Origin of the sequence: Escherichia sp. E1130, assembly GCF_005781065.1 — a bacterium.
GTDB lineage: Bacteria > Pseudomonadota > Gammaproteobacteria > Enterobacterales > Enterobacteriaceae > Escherichia.
This window is the reverse complement of the sequence record NZ_VATL01000036.1, coordinates 13,871-31,946: the sequence shown is the minus strand read 5'-3', so window position 1 is coordinate 31,946 and position 18,076 is coordinate 13,871. Positions and strand designations below refer to the sequence as shown.

Here is an 18,076-nt window from a genome sequence, read left to right as displayed (position 1 = left end):
CAGTCAGGACTGGCGGCAATACTGTTTGTACAGGGACGTCCACTGGCCTGATGGAAGGCTCAGACTGAACGGCCGGGCGGCGATGATGTCCGGATTGGGAATGAGTGCGATATGACGCAGTCGTTGTTGCAATGATTCACGCATTGCCGGTGATGACTGCTGCAGAGCCCGTCCAAACTCTCCGGGATGGCTGGTCCCCCAGAATCGCTCCGTCTCAGCCCGGTGTGCGGCAAGCCAGTTAAGGATCATGGCTGCACCATTTTGCTGGCGTTCATCTCCGTCACGCCGGGCGGCGACCACCGTTCTTATCAGCCGGCTGATGTCAGCCGGCGCAAGCTCAGGCAGGTAAACCATCACGCCGTCATTGGCACCCAGCCGATTCAGATGACGACTGCACAGGCATACGCTGCAGGCGACAGTAAGATTGTCGTCGAGCGTGTTTTCTGGATTGCTGTCACGAAATGTCAGCAGGTTACTGGCACTGACGTGTCCGCAGTATTCGCAGGTGTTTCCGGCGAGTATCGAGGCTCGCTGGTGCAGAGCCGGGTTATGTCCGGCCTGCTCATGCCCCCAGACCTGCTGCTCGATGTTGAAGTGTTGGTAACGGATGGCCGTTGTCAGGCGAAGATGCGTGACATGATGACGGGACCAGCGACGACAGGCTTTTGTCAGCGGTTCTGTCAGCATGGTTTCATCGCATTGTTCAGGCATCAACTTCTGCAGGCGTTCTGTCAGCGGGGCCAATGGAATTAGCCAGACGTTGCAGTCATAACCGGCGTCGACGGAGATACCGCAGTGATAAAAATCAGGGACAAGCGGAATGAGCCACTGGCAAAAGGCACGGGCCTCCTGGGCTTTCAGGTTCAGCGACGGGAGCGTTGTATTGTTATCATCGGGCGGACAAGGCTCCAACTGAACGGGGTAAAGGAAACTGATCGCTTCCATGAATGGGTTCAAGGTGACCTCCTTTTTGTAGGAAGGACCCCGGCGCCAGCGCGCCGGGGAGTGATGTTAACCCACATCAACCGGGTTCAGCTGAATGGTGCTCTGACCTTTCTTGATGAACTGGTCAATGGCAATCATGATGCAGCCGGCACCGATACAGGTCAGGACCCAGCCCCAGCCAATCTGTGGGTTCTTTTTCTTGGCCACCCAAAGGGCGACGCCAATAATGACAAGTCCAATCCCGCCAAACTTCGCCACTTTCAACAGGCTTTTCCCGGAGTTATCGGCACCGTCGGCCACGGTGTCGAGCATCCCAAAAATGCCGTCATCAGCATGAGCTGGCAGCGTCAGGGAACCCAGGAGTGCGGCAATCGGAGCCAGAAGACGTTGGCCCAGAGAAGAAGCAGCCAGCCACAGGCGTACGGAAACGGACAGTGTGAAATTACGCATTGTTAAAACCTCTTTTGTTTATGGAGTTAATTCCAGCTCAGATGCAGCGTTTGTTGGAGTGCGTCGAGCAGTTGTGGATTGCAGGCTAGGAGAATGCCGCAGATGAGGATCACCATGCCTGCAGAGACATCTTCTCGGGCAGTCAGGCCTGTGTGGCCATCGACCAGAGAGCGACGGACACGAGATATGCCCATGAAGAAAAACATCACCCCGACCGCACGCAGCAAGGTGAGAACGGCATCGATGGCGAGCTTGGCCTGACCCATGGATTCCGGGGCGTAGGCGATGGCATCAAAGGAAACATCGCCAAAACTCAGGGTGTGGGAGGCTTTATTCATCATCTGCTGCAGGGCGATGAGAGCACCGCCGAGGCAGACCGATGCCAGGGCTTTAATCCCGCTGGCTGGTTTACCGGTGCGGACTCGTTGGGCGACGGAGAACAACGTGAAAATGCAGCCGCCAAGTCCGAACATAAAACCCAGAGCCAGGATCAAGCGGATACCGCTGGTTTTCAGACCGTCGGCGACCTGAACCAGGATTTGAATGGCGTCCATTAGCCCCCCTGGCGAATGACGCCCCTGTCAGTTGTGACGGTGCGTGCAGTGGCATTAATGCTGCGAATGGTCATGCCGTTAATGTTATCGCCGGCCTGCACCGACCAGGTGGATCCTCCGTGGGTTATCCAGGCCATGCCCGGGTAAATGGTATGTACCCGCCAGCCCTGTACGCCGGTACTGCGCTGATTGCCAGTCCCTGTTCGTGCAGCTGCTGTACGGTGCGTTGATGCTGAAGTCGATTTAACGACGGTACGTTTTACTGGTTTGCTGACGGCTTTGGCTGGGGTGGTCGTACCGGTTCCCATAGCCTTCATTCGTGCTTCAAGTTCTGCCAGACGTCGCTCTGCATCACTGACGCGACTATCCAGTGCGCTTATCCCTTGCTGGTTTGCCTCGCTGGCCTGCTGCAGTGCCTGTGCATCTACTGGAGGTGCTGATGACTGAACAGGTTCAGTGTGTTGAGGTGGCTCCGGTGCTGGGGCAGGTGCCGGTTCGGGTTCAGGTGCGGGAGCCTCTTCCTCCGTTGGAGCAGCCACAGGTGCGGCCTGATGGTCAGGAATAAAAGCACGTTGAGGTGGTTCATCTGGCCAAACGGCATAGACGAAAAGGGCAACCAGTACGCCGCCGGCAATCAGCAACGTGCTGAGGTCATACCCCATAAACTGACGTTTACTTTTAGGGTTCTCGTCTTTGGCTGGCGTCTTAGATGCTTCTTCTTCGGGCTCCGGATGAAGTTCAGGCAACGGCGAGGCCGCGGGCTCAAGTTCCGAATCGAAATAGTTTTCTTTCATGGCGTTTCTCTTCAGGGGTGTAAGGCGGGGACCATGCGGCTGGCGGGTTGCAGGCTGACAGCCGCGGGCTCATCACGAGTCTTAATCACTTTGTCGCTTTCTTTCACTGCGGTCATAAACAACACGGCGATGCTCTGGCCACGATCAACAAGAACCTGTTTTACAGGTAGCTTTTGCGCGTCCTGACCCATCACCTGCCCCGCCTGCTGGGCTGCGCCGCCGAGGATGGTGCCGGCCACTGCTTTACCATCAGGCATGCCCTCGCGACCCTCAATGTTGTTGAAGCCGTTGCTCAGAATTTGCGTGTTGGCACTGGCATAGAGTTGACCACCTAGCCCCAAACCGTGGGCCAGTGCGGGTAGCAGAATGCGTGTTGTATAGCGGTTGTTGACCGACGAGGCGACGGATGATTGCAGCGTATCGGGCATGGCCGCCCAGGCATCGATACGCCAGGTGTTGTTATTCCAGTCCATATTGGTGAAATGAATGGACACACCGTCACCCGCGAGCTGAACGCCATTTGCTGTCAACGTAGCACCGGCATAAGGTCCTGCCGGAATACGGGCCAGCACCTGTGAGCCGGTATTGTCGGAATCAATCGCAGTGTCAATCACACCGCCAGGGCGACTGCCAACGGGGATAACAATGCGGTCAGTTGCTGTACCGCCGGAACCTTTGACATTCCCTGTTTGCGTCTGGGGGGAAAGGCTGTCCGTCCATCCGGAGAAGGGACTTGCGGCAACCGCACCTGGCGCGCCAGAGGATTGAGTCGCCTGCCCCGGGGCCTGTCCGGTTACACTGGCCAGTTGACCTACCGGCGCGTCTCGCTGAGCTACCAGCTCTTTGAGCAGTGCCTCAAGTGCTTTTTTGCGATCGGGGTCAAGTGACTGTGTCGGGACTCGTTGAGGTGGTGGCAATTGGGTTTCTGCCCGTAATGCCGGTTGTTGAGGCGGCGGCTCCTGGGAAATCGGCGGCACCTGACGTACTGTCCCGGAGCCTGCTGAAGCGATAAAACTGGTGTTATTCGCCATCGCCTGCTTAGCACCCTCCGCGTTGTTCTCTCTGAGCAACGATCGGTATTGCGGGCTTTCAGCCGTGGCTTTTCCAGTGCCGCCTGCTGTTTTGTCCACGCTGATGCGCGATGCTGCAGGTGGTGGGGCATTGAGCCAGGAAACCAGTAAGAAAATACCGGCAATAGCGGCAAAGCCTCCGCCAATGATAATTAAGCCGGTTTTCTTTACGTCCCGGCGGGCGTCTTTTTCTGCGGTCATGACTACTCCAGAGATAATGTCATCCAGACCGTTTTACCGGCATGAGAGAAGGCCACTTCCGGGGTCAGTGGCAGTTTGTACAGCCAGGTTCCATCACCAGAGGCCAGGGTCTGTTCGAAAGCATCACGCAGCTCGCTGCGGGTACGGATGAAAAGGTCATCACCCATCTGCCAGACCTGTGTATCCGGAACGGCACCTTCCGTTTTCAGACGCCGGGCATCTTTAGGGGGAACGCCATCGAGAAAGGCCTGCAACGTTGGGTCGTTAAGGCCAATCTTTGATTGCGGCGCCGGCATCTTTTTCGCCTGTGGACCGCGCTGTGGGATACGCAGATCCAGGCGAGTATCAATGACGCGGGATTTTGCTGTGTTACTGGCCTCACCGCTGGTGATATCCACGATGATGGGGACTGCCAGTCCCTTCAGGTACACCGTGACATTCCCCCGGTCATACTGTCGCCTGGCCTGAACGGTCATCACGCTGCTGTCCGGTATAAAGTTCACCGTAAAGCCATCGGCGTTAGCGTTATAAGGGGGGGCGGCCAGTGGCCATGGGGCCCCGGTGTTGTCCGTAAACATCACCGTGCTGGCCTGATGTGTGGCGGTTCGCAGTACCGGCAAAGAGGCGCCCGGAGAGAGATTTACCGTCAGTGTGGAAATGCGTGGTACCACATCTGCAGGCTGCCAGGCGCGTCCACGACTGGCGTCATCGACAGCCCGACTGACGTTTTCAATTTCACCGCGGTTAAGCGGAGCGGCCTGACCGATAGCCCAGGCTTCGGCTGCAGAAGGTGGTGCAGGGGGAGACTGCCGTAGAGGCGCGGTGATGTCCATTGCCGGCTCACTTTGCATATCCGTGTCCACCGGTGTGGCCGGTGGTGTTACCTGAGTTGTGGGGGCAGGCGCAGGCGGTAACGCCGTCGTGGGGGTGTTAGTTCGGGCATCTGCCCAGTCAGCAGCCCATACGGAGCCTGCCGACAAGAGCAAAATTGCTGTCGTGAGAAGTCTAATTTTCATGAGGTTTCCTGATACTTAGCTGGCATCCCGGGTGACTACGGAGGCCACTTCGATTCCTTCGGATTTGAGCCTGACGTCGGTGCGCTGAATGCGGATCGTGAAAATGAAGTTCTGAGGTGGCAGGCTGCGAGTCTGGCCGTCGAGACTCAGGGTGACGGGGTACTGAACTTCCCAGATATAGGGCCCATCGGAACCTTCCCGACCGCGTCGGTAAATCATCCCCTTACGGGTGATGTTGGCCGACATCAGTAGCTTGTCTGTTTTCACCTTTGCAAACAGGTTGGAGTTTGTCAGTGCGCTGTAGTAACTCGCGAAACCGCCTTCGGAGAACTTCTGCTGCTGATCGCTGATCTGCGTGCGAAAGTTTTTGAAGTCGAGTTGAAAAGCGCTACGCACGACCTTGTCACCAAAAGCAATAACGTCATCGTCGCTATAGGCGGGTTCTGACGTAGGGTATTGCGCCAGTACGCTACCGTTGAGTGTGGCGAAGTATTTCACCGGAGGATGAGCAACTTGCCAGACGAGCCAGGCGTTAACCGGAAACTGCGCCAGGTTGAAGAATACAGACACCAGAGCGACAGCCAGACACTTACGGGCAAAGGAGGCGTTTAGCATCCTGTCTTTATGAAGCTGCATCGACTCCATAAAAGGCGCGAGGTGTTTCTCATCAAACTCATGAAGATTTCTGGCCGAGTCTGAAGAAGCCTCCCCCGGGGAGGCTGCAGATTGTTTCGTCACTGGGTAGATTCCATTAATTTAGTGAGATAAAAGAACGGCCACTATTAGTGGCCGCCGGGGACGATTGCGTTGTAACGGGAATGGATGTCGTTCCCGAGCTGTAGGACGAAAGGCCGCTACTGGATGCATAGTCTCCCCAGGGGTCTATGGTCGGAGGAACGTAGTCGCTGATTTTGTCACGGGCTGCCTGGCAAATTTTCTGGCCAATCTGGTTCATGATGTCGGCCAGATTGGGAAATGTCGGGGCTGTAATGGTGGTGGAGATGTTCCCCAGACAGTCGGCCAGTGATGCTGTGACGTTGTTCTGCCGTTGTGACCAGGCATCAGCCGCTTCTTTGGCCCGGTTGTAGCCTGCTTCACTGCCTGCCTTTGCGGCCGTGCCGGCACGGCAGGAAGCTGCATCAGCGGCAGGAAGGCACGCCAGAAACAGAAGGGTGGTACAGAGCATTTTACGCATGAGATCCTCACATGGGTTGTGGTTGATTAGCCGGCTTGACCTGCGCCCGGGGTGCCTGCTCCGGCTCCGGTGCTTTCGGCGGTGTCCAGGGTTTGTCGAACCCCAGCTTGCTGTGCAGGGCCGGCGGGATCTTTTCCGGGGAGACCAGAGGAACGGCAAACTTCGGGGCGTCCTTCCCTTTAAGCTGAAAGGCAAAGGTATCCCGCTGCGCCTCACCATTCTTCACGGCGTTTACGGCAGAGCCGTGGCCAATCAGCGCGAGTGCGCCTGAATCTGAAACGGTATTCACGGCAATCCACGTCTTTCCGTTAGCACCGGTACAGACGCGGGCCAGTACGTGGTGAAGCTCACCCTCATGGCGCATCACGCCCTGCAGGTAATCTCCGTGCCCCTTCACCAGGTGTGCCAGCAGTTCGCCTTCAGCGCCAGCCGCATGCATGACCACTGAGCCGGCGGCTTTTGACAACGCCGGGACCACGGCATTCTCCGGGGGAGATTGCGGCGGTTTTTGTCCTTCACCGTCGGGGCCTGTATACAGAAGGCTGTGACCTATCGGGTCAGGAAGTGGTAAAGATAGCGCGGCCGCCTTAACAATCTGTTGCTGCAACTGCCAGAAGGCATTGCCGTCATAGGCTGAAAGTTCTGCCGGTGCGACGTGGTGTCGGTCTGCAACCAGCAGGCGGTTATCCTGTGCTGGCGTCAACGACCAGTGATTGCGATGCTTTTCCTGTTGTTCGTATCCGGTCACGACGCCGTCTTTATCGGTCAGCGGAACGTTGACCATCACTGGCTTATTACCCAGATACTGCAACTTCACGATGTCGCCCTGTTTTAGACCACTGTCCTCCAGTGCCTTTTCAAGCTCCACGCCCCAGTAGGTTTTGTTGCCCACTTTCGTGCGCAGCTGGACATAAAAGCTTTCTGTGTTGGCCTTGTCGAACTGATACGGCGCCCGTCCAGATTCAAGTAGCTTTCCGGTCAGACCCGTTCGCAGAGTCTCTTTTTCAAAGATGTTCATTTCCGGGGCTGCGGTTTCAGCGGCTTTCTGCATGGCCTTAGTGGTGTGGCCATTTCCGGGCGCGGTAGCCGGTGGTGCGGCTGGTGATGGTGCAGCTTCCTGCCCGGGCGTGCTGATATTGATGCCGTTCTTCGCCGTTGCCTCGGCTGCTCTTGCCTGCAGCAGAGCTTCAAACTGTTCGCGCTGCTGCGGGTTTTTCAGGTGCACCTTGATGTTGTGATCCGCAATCAGTGTCAGTGTGCGCTGGATGAACTCCGGATTCCCGGTTACCTCAACAGCACCTCGCTGATTGGCCATGGCTGAGAGCAGGGCGGCCAGGATCATGCGGTCGTTTTCACTGGCCTGTGGAGAAGCCATAACGATGCGATCGCCATAGTCACGAAACGCGTCTTCACCATCGAGTGCGTATACCCAGGTTTTGTCTTCCTGGCGGCTTGTGAGGCCCTGCAGGAGTTCATCCAGGTTGATACGAGCCACTTCCGGCCCTTCCGGGCTGACATCGCCAGGCAGGCGACCAAAAGTGAATGAAAAGCCATTTTCCGGTTCTGATGCAGCAACGGGCTGTTCAACGTCTGCTGCACCTGGTGTGGTGGTCTCTGCCTGCTGCTGTGGCTGAGTGTTGAGCGGTGGCTCTGCAGGTGGTTCAGCGACTTCATCCTGGGGAGATTTACCTAGTTTCTCTGATGTAATCGGTACTTCAACGGGATGTTCGCCGTCAGCCGGGCCGGGTAGTGTCGGCTCCGGGGTTGGCGTCGTTTCTGGCGCGTTGGTGGCTACTGTTTCTGTTGGTGGTGTTGGTTGAGCAATTTCCTCATCCGGAAGTGCCGTGGGCTTCGGGTTATCTGCAGCTTCATTCGGTGAAGAAGTTGGTCCGGGTTCGGGCGCTGGCGTGTTATTCAGAAAGTCATCGAACTGCGGAAATGCTTCCTGAAATTCTGCACCGAAGTCCGGATAATCAGATATGTCAGGGAAGGGAGCGGTTGGTTCATCCTGCAGGATATTGTTGTCAGGCATGCTGTGAGTCTCCGTAAAGGGCTGACGCCAGTCGGGAATGAGTTCGTCGAATATTGGGGCCAGTTGGTCACGAACGGCATTCAGTCCACTGGCCACATGAATATCGTTGAAGTCGCTGAAAGATGCGGTTTTGGCAAAGGCCTGCGCACGCTCGCTTTCTGTGAAGGTCGGGATGATGTAAATGCCGTTAATAGCCGCGGCGGCTTCTTGTGCCTTTTTCGCCCCCTTATTGTCCTGTTCACCGCGGTTATTAGTTTTGGTGAAGTCATCCTCGCCGAGGATGATGTGGTGGTTATCTGGGTATCGCTCTTTCAGATTTCGTGACACCGTCACTAAATTGCCGGCATCCACCGTCATTACAACCGGTATACCGGTCGCAAGATGCAGACTGGCGGCTGTGGCATAACCTTCGGCATACAGCACAGGGTGCTGAGGGCTAAGTTCACCCCCTACCACAAAGAAGTTGCCTGTCTTTTCAGCGCCGTTCTTCAGGTTCTTGGTACCATCGGGCTTGATGTACTGAAGGGTTCGGAGCTCGCCATCGCTGTTTCGTAATGGAATGACCAGATTGTCGTATTTATCCAGACGAACGCCATCAACTGCTGGTACACCTTTTCGGGCCAGATATGCGTGTGTCTCCGTAGCTGGGGGCATTTTGCTCCATTGCCGCGACAAGGTTTTCCCCATTTGGGCAAATTCCTGCTGTGACTGTATTTCCCTGTCCCAACGTTTTTGTGCTGCCAACGCACGTTGCTTCATGGCCTCTGCCGGGTCATAGGTATGTGAGCCTGTGGAGGTCCAGTTCACCTTGCCTTCACTTGCCCGATGATCCTGATACCATCCCGCAGGACGGCCATCGAGAAAACCCTGGTACACACCGGAGGTGGCACCGGCTTTATCGCCATCGGTTGCAACTCTGTGCCGTTTACCGTCCATTTCAGGCAGGCTGTTCTTAGGCAGGATAAAGCCGGCATCCTTGAGCACCTGTGCAAACTCTTCTGCAGGCGTCAGATTGTCGGTTGTGGTCTGATTCAGCTGAGAGACGGCATTCTCAGGAAGCCAGGGCTTTACCTTCTCAAGGTCAGCGTCTGGCTTTGCGAACCAGAGTTTTTCTGAACGATCATACTCAAGAGCATAATTTTCATCATCAAGACGTCCGGCAGCGCGTAATGCATCCTTTTTGCTATCCGGTGTGATAGTGAGGTAGGTACGTTTTTGCATAATCAGTTCCTGTTTTTACTCAAAGAACCGGCGGTACCACCACGGACGTCCGGTTAACTGCCTGCCACGCAGGAGGCTAATCAGTCGTTGCCACAGTACGGTGATGGTGAAGCCGAAGAAGGAGAGGATCCGAAAGAAGATAATCAGAATTGTGACCGCCCAGAACGTGCTGGTCTCAGGCCACTGGAACCACGCAAAGTACAGCGAAAACAAGACGACCGGGATGCCGAAAATTTCCAGCCGGCGGCCTGCATCGCGCCATTTACAGATTTTCACAGCGCTTCCCTCCGGGTAATTTCACGAGGGCTTATAACGGTCAGCAACTCTTTACGGTCAATTCTCCCTGTCTGATACATCCGCCAGGCTTTATCGCCCATTCGCTCACCGCGCTCACTGAGACGGTTATCAATCCAGGTACGCCATTGGGTGTGCTTCAGCTTGCCAAGCGACTCTTTCACCTCGTCATCAAACACAAGGTATTCCCTAACCGACTGGCGTTTCCCGTCAGTTGTCCGAAGCAGGCGCTGAGTAATGACATACTGCAGATTGCTGAGCAGGTTCCAGGCCATCGCTTCACGCTGATCCTCTGGTACCAGCATCAGGGCGCGAGGGATGGTTTCCCCCGGGGAATTGGTGTGCATGGTAGAAAGGCAAAGGTGCCCGGACTGACCGTTCATGATGGCACCGCTGAGCGTTTCTGGGTCGCGTATCTCACCCACGCCAATCACGCCTGGGGCACGACGCAGCGTCAGACGCAGGTGCTCTGCGAATGACGCCACGTCCCTGCCTATCTGCGACTGTTCAGGCATAAGAATCGTATCGGGGAAATTTAGCAGGAACTCGATAGGGTCCTCTGCTGTGACTATCTTGCGGTCCGGGTCATTCCTGGCGGTGTACTGATATGTAGACGCCAGAAGGGTGGATTTACCTGACCCGGTTTCACCAGTAATCAGGCCAAGGCCCTTGTGAGGAAGCAGGCATGGAAGTAAATCCTCCTCAAGCCCCAGCGCATCGAGCTCAGGGATGACCGTTGGGATGGTCCTGAGCGTCAGCGCCGGTACCATATCGTAATCACCGATAGTGGCTTGCACAAAGTTGCAACGAAAGCGCAGACTCTCTCCACGTTCCAGCCCATAACGATTGTACATATCCCCGGTCAGCTGCAGCGCTCTATCTACTCCTTTCCCTGCCTTCAGGTCGCCCTTGATCTGTTCCGAAAAGACGTCATCCATCAACCGGGTTAGCTGTGGTGGTTCAATTCGAAACTCACTGGCGCGGACTTTACGGCCGTGCAAATCAACGACCAGCGGCCCACCTCCCTGCAGGAAAATATCGGAAACGTTGTTCCGTGCGCAGTGAACCAGAAAAGCCCGGAAACTGTCAGCGTGTAACCCGCCATGCTCATGAAAATTAAAAGCAGAGAGCGTCATTGCGCCCCCTTACGGATAACAGGCTTCCATTTATTCTTGTCCACCACAAATCCGGCAGGATCCTGAATGCGTTTAACCTTGTCGCCAATCATCAGCTCATCACGTGTACCCGTGACGCTTTGCTGTGTTTCCTTCACATCCGGCGCCAGGATGATGCCCTGTTGCAGGAGCGTTGAGTAACGCAACATGCCAGCGTAATCACGGGTCAGGCGATTAAAATTTGATTCAAGCGTCCGGTCTGCACTTTGCCTGCCATCCTCCCAGCCTTTGCGAACCGCAGCTTCCCAGACGTCTCTTTCCTTACTGTTTTTGGGTCGCACGCTGGCATCTGGCGCATCAATGCGCTTATTGGCCAGACCGGGCAAAAGCCAGGTTCGCCAGCCGGGTGGGTTACTGACGAATCGTGCGGGGACCAGAATATTGTACGTTCGATATGCTGTGCGGATCTGGTCAGGAGTGACATGGGCCAGGTCAGCAGAGGTGGCAATCACCGGAGGAAGATAGCCCTGTTTACTGATTAGCGGCCGGAAGTCGTACATAGCATTAAGAGTGCTATCCCTTTCCGTCAATATCTGGCGTAATTCCCAGGCGCGCTGCGCTTTACCGCCCTGAAATCCCACAGTCTGACCCGCATCATTCAGCATCTGCCACACAGTATCGCTCAGTCCGTTGTAGTCATTCGCGCCTGGGTTCAGGTAATCCTGAATGTTCCCGGGGGGCGCATCCTCTGCGAAAGAAGGCAAAGTGCTAAACAGCAGCAAAATGGCAAGTAAGGAACGTTTCATGCGAGACGTCCTCCTTTATCTGGTAGCGCGAAGTAGAGGTGGAGTTCAAGCGGTTGTTGCTTCAGCGTGGCGCGCCATCCAATCTGAGTCTCCAGCTGGCGAAGCAAATTTTCGAACGTGATATTGGTGACATGAACACTCACGGGCAAAGGCAGGCGGACGCCGGTATAGGCAAAGTTCAGGCCGCGTTGGCGGGCCAGTTGAGCCAGTAATTCAATGGCGTCACCTTCCCAGTCGAGTGACAGGCGATCGCTGTTGGCCGTGAACGTTGCTGGCAGGCGGCCCGCCGTCTGGTTTAGGGCTCCATCGAGATAAAGCTGTTGCTGAGTGTTATGTATCTGTCTTGCATCAGCAGAAGCGGTTTGCACTGTGACTGGTGCGGTACTGGTTTGCTGTGCCTGGCATCCAGACAGTAGAGTGCATGCCAGCACAGTAAAGTACGTTATCTTCATATCGTAATTCCTGAATAATCATGGCACTGAAAGGCCATGTGAGAGAGAACTGATAGGGTGCAACGAATCTAGAGGGGGTAATCAGAGCGGGTGAACAGGTCTTCCTAATCGGTGGGGACTTTTTATCCTGCTTTTACGATGTAGTTGAACGCGATATTTTTAGGCCTGACTTCACGGTCGGAGTAAGGAACATAGTGCTGAATGCCGCTGTGGTGTCCTTCGAGTTTCCCCCCGGTATAAGGCCCGATGTTACTTTGATCCACCTGATAACTCAGGATTGCCCGGCCGGGATCAAATCCTCTTCCGGCATCGAGACCTCGCAGAAATACCCCGCGAAGGTCTGGCAGAACGCCTGATGGGTAAGCCTGAGCCAGCTTTGGGTTACGTGCTCTATCGAATGCCTGCCCATTACATAAAAGATAACCGTTAGGAATACTGTTTGATGGCCACGGGATAGGGCTACCAACCGGGAAGGTATCAGAACCTGCCCAGATGCCATCCTGACATGACAGAATACCTCCGTGGGCATCTCTGCTGATGTCGCCATTGATAGGACATGAATATCCGGCGATATTGATTTTATCTAAGCCGATGACATCGCCAGCAGACAGTCGACCATCCGACCTGAGCGTTCCGCCTTTTATCTGGCCGCTGGTATAAATGTTTTTATTATTGAAAGTTCGGATCCAGTCATCATCGGACATGAAGAATCCGCCCTGATGCTTCTCACTGTACCAGCCGCCATCACCTGTGGTGCGAAATGAGCCTCCTGTATAGCTTTCACCGCTGATGCGGGATGTCGTAGCACTTATCGTTCCGGCGTTATCGATATTATTTGTATTCATATCGATAGCGGTGTGCATACGGTTCAGGTCCGGGCGACCATTCACCGCGAATCGATAGAGACGATCGCTCTCTTCAGCACCTCCGGCTAATACATCTGATGTCAGGTAGGTGACCAGGTGTCCGGTCTGGCCGCTGAGACCCATGCTGGCGAGATTGAGCTGCCACCCACCGCTGGCACCATTAGCAATATTTGCCGGGTAAATATACCCACCGAGGCCTGAGGTATTCTGTGCGATATAGCGCTGTGCTTTGAATGCCAGCTCCTGGCCACCGGCTGTTAATACAAAGGCGACCAGTTTGTCTGTCTGAGACGGATTCCGCGTGATAGCAAGGATATAGTTCTGTGTGCTGTTGTTGGCCAGCGAAAAACCGGCAGGCAGATATCCCTTATCCCGCAGCGATTGCCCGGTCACCGTGACATTGCCGCCATTTTTTACCTGGGTGAGCAATGTGTCGTAGTTATCTTTGATGTACTGACGCGCCGCCTGATTGGCTGTGCTGAGATGCGTGGCCGTGACGGTCCAGTCTTGTTCTTCAAGATAACTGGCGTAGCGCTGCATGCCGACGGGAGCTGCAATCAGAACGATCGTCAGGACGATCGCCATGGAAAGCAGTGATATCCCTCGGTTTATACGAGTAACCAATTTTTTTGTCATAAAACACCCGATAGAGTCTGTAAAGAGAAGCACCCGGCCAGCGTTGCCAGCAGACCGAATAACCAGGGGGCATAAGGCTGGGCTGTTTTACGGGTCAGCAGAGCTGCCAGCACAAACAGAAAAAATGCGCTGCCGCTCAACAGGCTCGCCATCTGCCAGGGAAACCAGGCGCAAAGTGCGGCAATCAGATGAACATCCCCGAGGCCAAAACCTTCTTCGCCTCGCAGATACCGGGCACCGACATGAAAGAGATAGAGCGCGACAAACATGGTACCGCTGCCAAGTAAGGCCTCGGTTGGCGTTAGGAGGCTGGCGGGAAGGAGAGTAAATATCAATCCCGTAAGCCAGAATCCGGTGGTATAGCGCAATGGCAACCAGTAATTGCGAACATCCAGCAACACCATCGGTATGCCCCAGGAAAGCAGGATGATACTTCTGAAGGCCACCATCCCATTGATGGTATTGAGCAATGTACCGGATATCATTGTCAGCCCTGTGCAGGTAAAAATGGTGATAACCACCCAAATCTGCTGGCGGGTTAGCGCCGGGCCATCATGTTCATGCAGAAATTCACGAGCCTGGTTGACGAGTCGTTGTGCGCCCAGAATTAACACCACACCCGAGACCAGCAGTAAGAGGGACACCAGAAAGTGGCTCATCATGAACCGCCTCCACGGGTTTTCAGGTATGTCGAATAGATTTTCCGTGCGTAAACCATCCGGCGGGGGGTGTTGTTTTTGGCAAAGCCGGCATTGTAAGAGCCCAGGCACTCCCAGTTCACGCCACACTGCTTAAGATGTTTTGCCAGTATCCAGGCACCAATCTGGACGTTGAGACAGGGATTGATTAACAAATCCTGCTCGCTGTTCAATATTCCCATTTTGCGTAGCTGGGGAATATGCGTTTCATTGATTTGCATCAGCCCATAATCACGGCTGAGCACCTTTTTACCTGACATGTTTTTACCGATTGCACCGGGTTTCATACCGCTTTCAACCTGTGCAATAGCCCGGAGCAGTAGCGGGTCTACCCGGTAACGGGCGCCGGCCTCGTTAAAGCAGTAAGCCTGTGCCGACAGTGATGCCAGCATAGCTCCGCCGAATAACAGACAGCGCAGGGCGCGGTTAAAAGAAAACCACATAGGAATGCACTCCAGAAAAATGCCGACAACAGGAAGCTGCCGGCGGGAAAGGCATCAGGTATTACTGGTAAAGGTGAGGGTGTTCTGTCCTACGGAGCCATTATCGGCCGTGCACTGGCTGCCAATTTCGCTGGCTGCGATTGCACCGTTGGTGGTGGTCCCGTTTACCAGCGTGGTCACCACGTTGGGTGCTGCACTGAGTTTGGTTGCCAGCGTAATGCAGGCTTCCTGGGGAACCGAGGCATAGGTCAGTGAAAAGGTGGATTTCTGCCCACCGGATGTGGCCACTGGTTTCACGGTGACTTCACCCCCCCACAGATTCTGTAGCTTTGCCGTACCGGATGATTTTGTGCCTACTACCGTCATGTTGGCCGGCGCGCCACCGAACTGGATTAGAGCGCCAGTCATATCATCCGCCCCCGTAAAATTATACGTTCCCGAGGTTTTGAGCATGGAGCGCGTATTACTCATTAATTCAGCCGCGTTGCCAAATTCGGTACTGGCATCGTTACGATTGAACAGTCCTCCGCCCTGGGTCATGGCGACAGCCAGGACAACCAGTGCAATAACGATATAAATAGCGGCTTCCAGCAGGGTGATGGCTCCGCGAGGGACAGCCGAATGGGATGGAGTCCGTAGATATTCCATAAAATTTCCTTCAGGTTTGATAAAAACAGGCAGCTTAGTGCGTGCCTACGAGGTCGTTGAGGTTTTGGGTGGCGAGGACAATCAGGATCATGTAGCCCGCATTGGTGGCCAGTGCGAGATTAGAAAGCACCGTTGCGGTCCGTTTGATCCTGACGACGGTTTGCACAAGCCAGGCGTGCGCAAAGTTTTCAATAATAATTTCTGAGTTATCGCCATCGGTCAGCAGGACCAGCTTGTCGATAGCCCGGGGAGAGGGAAAACCGTAACCGGCATTGCGCAGGGCGGGCCCCAGATGGTTACCCTGTTTAACCTGGCGCTGGGTAGCCGCCAGTCGCTCATACAGCCACGGAGAGGCATAGCGACTCAGAATTTCAATGGCGTTTTCGGTTTTGATATCTGCCCGCATTAATGCGCTGAAGTTCAGAAGAAATGCCACCCCCAGCACGTCACGATACACACTCCAGGGCAGCATTTTGTCCAGAATGTGTTGTCGTGTTTTTCCGGTCAGGTTCGGCATGGACCAGGTCACAAAAGCAATCACTACAACCGCAAACAGGCTCAGCACAACGGCATTGTTCACAAAAAACTCTGAAAGCGAGCTCAGCCACCATAATGCGCCGTGCCAGCTCTCCCGGGGTGCTAAAGACTCAAGCCGGGGCAGAAAATAGATCTTCACCATGTTCATCATGGCGAAGGTCGTTCCCACTAACAGACCGGGATACGCCAGTATGGAAATCACAGCCGTTCTCATCTCTGACATCCCTTTGACGACCGTGATGGCCCGATATAGCGCAGCGGCCAGGTTTCCATCCTGCACACCGGCACTCAGAATTGCGGCCTCCTGTCGGGGAACCCATGTGCTCAGACCCTGGTCGACCGATTTCCCCTGGCGTAATGCCGTGAGCATGTCTTCCAGACAGAACACCACTGGAGGACGTTTCCGACCGTAGCTGGCAATCATGGACTGGAGGGCTTTTTCTACTTTGAGGTTATTGTCGAGCAGAAAGGCCAGGTCTTCATAAAGCGTCAGGCGGTCAGCAGTGGAGAAGGTCTTCTGGGCCAGCCAGCGACCGGCACTTTCATTCAACTTGTCCGACGAGGGAGTTTTTGCGAACAGGATGGTCAGCTTTTCGCGCAACCGGGAAATCATCATGTGTTTTCCTTAGGCAGTAGCGTCAGACTGTCCTCATCCAGCGGGCTGATATAATCTGCGTCTATCGGGTCAACAAGACCCGCGTTGATATACCGCAAAAGATGTTGGCCGCGCGTGATCCCTCCAAGCTCATTGACCCAGTAACTGCGGGCTGCCAGCTTTCCGTTGTGCCGAAATAGCTCCATGAAACGGGCATCGGGACGAATGACCTCAGCAATAACCCGTCTGCCGGTTACTCCCTTGTAGCAATGCTCACATCCGGGTTGATGGCGGAAACAGAGTTGCTCCACCTGGCAGAACCGCGTCAGCAATGTCAGCTGATCCTCATTCAACTGGCTTTTTACCTCTTCCCAGCGTTTCTTGCAGTGAGGGCAGAGTTCCTGAACCAGGCGTTGTGCAATGAGGCCAATCATGACCTGCGGGTCAGCAACCTGTCCCATCGGGATATCCAGGGTATCCGTCAGGCGGTCCAGTATTCCTACCGCATCATTGGCATGTATTGTGGTTTTTACCAGGTGACCCGATTTGGCAGCTGTTTGTGTAGAACGTACTGAGTTAGCATCGCGAATTTCACCCACAACCATGGCATCGGGGTCTAAGCGGAGTGCCGCGGATATAGAGCGCACCCAGGCGCGACTGACGGCTTCTGGATCATTTTTGTCGGCAATAATGGGGGTTTGTACGGCTCCAGGGATAAGGCCTTCAGGTGGATCCTCAAGAGTCATAAGACGCTTACGGTTTCCTGTGGAGTCCAGATACATCGCACTGAAGGTGCGTAGCGTCGTACTTTTCCCGGAACCCGTGGGGCCTGAAAGGGTGATGACCCCTTCAGGTCTCGACAACATGCGCCGAATAAGTGACTGCTGCTCTGGCAAAAAACCCAGCTCATCAAGGGGCGGGGGTGTTTTCCCTTCGTCTGGTAAGATACGCATGACGACATACAGTCCGAACTCTGCCGGTGTATGAGCATAGCGGGCACCGAAAAGTTTAAGGCCCTGCAGAAAGTCTTTGCGTACTCGTCCATCCTGAGCCCTGTTGGGGTTAAAACTCTTTTCCGCCACATCGCACATCGACATCACAATGGTGGATGCCAGCGTCATCCCTTCTTCCTGGTCCAGCTGCGTCACCGTCTCGAGATCACCATGTACGCGAAACTGCACAAGCGTGACATTGTTAATCCCGATCAGCATATGAATATCGCTGGCCCCTTTATCCTTCGCCATGCGGAAGAAGTTAATAATTTTCGCCTGCTGGCTGGAATACTGGAGATGGTCTGCGTGACTGTTCTTAACGCTGTGCTGAAGCTCCATGAGTCGGTCAAGCTGCACTCGCTTAACTTCAAGCTTTGGGTGTGCTTTAAATGCACCGGCGACCTCTGACATAACAGTAAGATCGCTATCGTGGGCTTCTGAAATATACAACACAGGATGTTCCGCACTGGTTTCATCCAGAAAAGTATGGTCAGAAATTTTGCTGGTTCTCATTGG

At 54.8% G+C, this 18,076-nt stretch carries 19 protein-coding genes; all 19 read right to left on the bottom strand.

The window, feature by feature from the left end; genetic code table 11:
• Nucleotides 1-3: 3 nt before the first annotated feature.
• Nucleotides 4-957 carry a hypothetical protein gene (locus tag FEK66_RS23405; RefSeq protein WP_135495540.1) on the bottom strand — a complete coding sequence of 318 codons (954 nt, stop codon included), beginning with the start codon at nt 955-957 and terminating at the stop codon, nt 4-6.
• A 54-nt stretch (nt 958-1,011) separates the two neighbouring features.
• The gene (locus FEK66_RS23400) at nt 1,012-1,395 is read right to left on the bottom strand and encodes a DUF6750 family protein (protein ID WP_135495539.1); all 384 of its coding nucleotides are present in this window, start codon (nt 1,393-1,395) and stop codon (nt 1,012-1,014) included.
• A 26-nt stretch (nt 1,396-1,421) separates the two neighbouring features.
• On the bottom strand, nt 1,422-1,949 hold the full coding sequence (gene traQ, locus FEK66_RS23395) for a conjugal transfer protein TraQ (protein WP_158233073.1): 528 nt from the start codon (nt 1,947-1,949) through the stop codon (nt 1,422-1,424).
• Complete coding sequence (locus tag FEK66_RS23390; protein ID WP_135495538.1) at nt 1,949-2,743, bottom strand: hypothetical protein; 795 nt, start codon at nt 2,741-2,743, stop codon at nt 1,949-1,951. Before FEK66_RS23390 ends, traQ begins: the two co-directional genes overlap by 1 nt.
• Nucleotides 2,744-2,754: 11 nt before the next feature.
• Nucleotides 2,755-4,014, bottom strand: coding sequence for a conjugal transfer protein TraO (traO, locus tag FEK66_RS23385; protein ID WP_167854277.1), 1,260 nt, complete (start codon nt 4,012-4,014; stop codon nt 2,755-2,757).
• A gap of 2 nt (nt 4,015-4,016) precedes the next feature.
• Nucleotides 4,017-5,030: a DotH/IcmK family type IV secretion protein gene (locus tag FEK66_RS23380; RefSeq protein ID WP_167854276.1), complete on the bottom strand. Its 1,014-nt coding sequence runs from the start codon at nt 5,028-5,030 to the stop codon at nt 4,017-4,019.
• A 15-nt stretch (nt 5,031-5,045) separates the two neighbouring features.
• Complete coding sequence (locus tag FEK66_RS23375; RefSeq protein ID WP_240782981.1) at nt 5,046-5,666, bottom strand: DotI/IcmL/TraM family protein; 621 nt, start codon at nt 5,664-5,666, stop codon at nt 5,046-5,048.
• Between the two features lie 115 nt (nt 5,667-5,781).
• The gene (locus FEK66_RS23370) at nt 5,782-6,225 is read right to left on the bottom strand and encodes a hypothetical protein (protein WP_240782980.1); all 444 of its coding nucleotides are present in this window, start codon (nt 6,223-6,225) and stop codon (nt 5,782-5,784) included.
• 7 nt (nt 6,226-6,232) lie between these two features.
• Nucleotides 6,233-9,478, bottom strand: a complete 3,246-nt coding sequence (locus FEK66_RS23365) for an LPD7 domain-containing protein (RefSeq protein ID WP_135495536.1) — start codon at nt 9,476-9,478, stop codon at nt 6,233-6,235.
• Between the two features lie 15 nt (nt 9,479-9,493).
• Nucleotides 9,494-9,754 (bottom strand): IcmT/TraK family protein, encoded by a 261-nt coding sequence (gene icmT, locus FEK66_RS23360; RefSeq protein WP_135495535.1) that lies wholly within the window; start codon nt 9,752-9,754, stop codon nt 9,494-9,496.
• Nucleotides 9,751-10,908: a plasmid transfer ATPase TraJ gene (gene traJ, locus FEK66_RS23355; protein ID WP_135495534.1), complete on the bottom strand. Its 1,158-nt coding sequence runs from the start codon at nt 10,906-10,908 to the stop codon at nt 9,751-9,753. Before traJ ends, icmT begins: the two co-directional genes overlap by 4 nt.
• Complete coding sequence (locus tag FEK66_RS23350) at nt 10,905-11,693, bottom strand: type IV secretory system conjugative DNA transfer family protein (RefSeq protein WP_135495533.1); 789 nt, start codon at nt 11,691-11,693, stop codon at nt 10,905-10,907. The genes traJ and FEK66_RS23350 overlap by 4 nt, the downstream gene beginning before the upstream one ends.
• Entirely contained in the window at nt 11,690-12,145 is a 456-nt protein-coding gene (locus FEK66_RS23345; protein ID WP_135495532.1) for a DotD/TraH family lipoprotein, read from the bottom strand. The genes FEK66_RS23350 and FEK66_RS23345 overlap by 4 nt, the downstream gene beginning before the upstream one ends.
• 122 nt (nt 12,146-12,267) lie before the next feature.
• Entirely contained in the window at nt 12,268-13,647 is a 1,380-nt protein-coding gene (gene pilV, locus FEK66_RS23340; RefSeq protein WP_171023577.1) for a shufflon system plasmid conjugative transfer pilus tip adhesin PilV, read from the bottom strand.
• On the bottom strand, nt 13,644-14,309 hold the full coding sequence (locus FEK66_RS23335) for an A24 family peptidase (RefSeq protein ID WP_135495531.1): 666 nt from the start codon (nt 14,307-14,309) through the stop codon (nt 13,644-13,646). Before FEK66_RS23335 ends, pilV begins: the two co-directional genes overlap by 4 nt.
• Nucleotides 14,306-14,788, bottom strand: a complete 483-nt coding sequence (locus FEK66_RS23330) for a lytic transglycosylase domain-containing protein (protein WP_138211620.1) — start codon at nt 14,786-14,788, stop codon at nt 14,306-14,308. The genes FEK66_RS23335 and FEK66_RS23330 overlap by 4 nt, the downstream gene beginning before the upstream one ends.
• Before the next feature lie 54 nt (nt 14,789-14,842).
• Nucleotides 14,843-15,436 carry a type 4 pilus major pilin gene (locus FEK66_RS23325; protein WP_135495530.1) on the bottom strand — a complete coding sequence of 198 codons (594 nt, stop codon included), beginning with the start codon at nt 15,434-15,436 and terminating at the stop codon, nt 14,843-14,845.
• 34 nt (nt 15,437-15,470) lie between these two features.
• A complete protein-coding gene (locus tag FEK66_RS23320; RefSeq protein WP_240782979.1) occupies nt 15,471-16,589 on the bottom strand; it encodes a type II secretion system F family protein in 1,119 nt (372 codons plus the stop codon).
• The gene (locus FEK66_RS23315) at nt 16,586-18,073 is read right to left on the bottom strand and encodes an ATPase, T2SS/T4P/T4SS family (protein ID WP_135495529.1); all 1,488 of its coding nucleotides are present in this window, start codon (nt 18,071-18,073) and stop codon (nt 16,586-16,588) included. Before FEK66_RS23315 ends, FEK66_RS23320 begins: the two co-directional genes overlap by 4 nt.
• Nucleotides 18,074-18,076 lie beyond the last annotated feature (3 nt).

Coding starts and splice junctions, on each gene's coding strand:
- FEK66_RS23330 (WP_138211620.1), bottom strand. CDS start 14,788: ATGTGGTTTTCTTTTAACCGCGCCCTGCGCTGTCTGTTATTCGGCGGA.
- FEK66_RS23335 (WP_135495531.1), bottom strand. CDS start 14,309: ATGATGAGCCACTTTCTGGTGTCCCTCTTACTGCTGGTCTCGGGTGTG.
- FEK66_RS23315 (WP_135495529.1), bottom strand. CDS start 18,073: ATGAGAACCAGCAAAATTTCTGACCATACTTTTCTGGATGAAACCAGT.
- traJ (WP_135495534.1), bottom strand. CDS start 10,908: ATGACGCTCTCTGCTTTTAATTTTCATGAGCATGGCGGGTTACACGCT.
- FEK66_RS23350 (WP_135495533.1), bottom strand. CDS start 11,693: ATGAAACGTTCCTTACTTGCCATTTTGCTGCTGTTTAGCACTTTGCCT.
- pilV (WP_171023577.1), bottom strand. CDS start 13,647: ATGACAAAAAAATTGGTTACTCGTATAAACCGAGGGATATCACTGCTT.
- FEK66_RS23325 (WP_135495530.1), bottom strand. CDS start 15,436: ATGGAATATCTACGGACTCCATCCCATTCGGCTGTCCCTCGCGGAGCC.
- FEK66_RS23390 (WP_135495538.1), bottom strand. CDS start 2,743: ATGAAAGAAAACTATTTCGATTCGGAACTTGAGCCCGCGGCCTCGCCG.
- FEK66_RS23365 (WP_135495536.1), bottom strand. CDS start 9,478: ATGCAAAAACGTACCTACCTCACTATCACACCGGATAGCAAAAAGGAT.
- FEK66_RS23400 (WP_135495539.1), bottom strand. CDS start 1,395: ATGCGTAATTTCACACTGTCCGTTTCCGTACGCCTGTGGCTGGCTGCT.
- FEK66_RS23345 (WP_135495532.1), bottom strand. CDS start 12,145: ATGAAGATAACGTACTTTACTGTGCTGGCATGCACTCTACTGTCTGGA.
- FEK66_RS23380 (WP_167854276.1), bottom strand. CDS start 5,030: ATGAAAATTAGACTTCTCACGACAGCAATTTTGCTCTTGTCGGCAGGC.
- traQ (WP_158233073.1), bottom strand. CDS start 1,949: ATGGACGCCATTCAAATCCTGGTTCAGGTCGCCGACGGTCTGAAAACC.
- traO (WP_167854277.1), bottom strand. CDS start 4,014: ATGACCGCAGAAAAAGACGCCCGCCGGGACGTAAAGAAAACCGGCTTA.
- FEK66_RS23375 (WP_240782981.1), bottom strand. CDS start 5,666: ATGCAGCTTCATAAAGACAGGATGCTAAACGCCTCCTTTGCCCGTAAG.
- FEK66_RS23370 (WP_240782980.1), bottom strand. CDS start 6,225: ATGCGTAAAATGCTCTGTACCACCCTTCTGTTTCTGGCGTGCCTTCCT.
- FEK66_RS23320 (WP_240782979.1), bottom strand. CDS start 16,589: ATGATGATTTCCCGGTTGCGCGAAAAGCTGACCATCCTGTTCGCAAAA.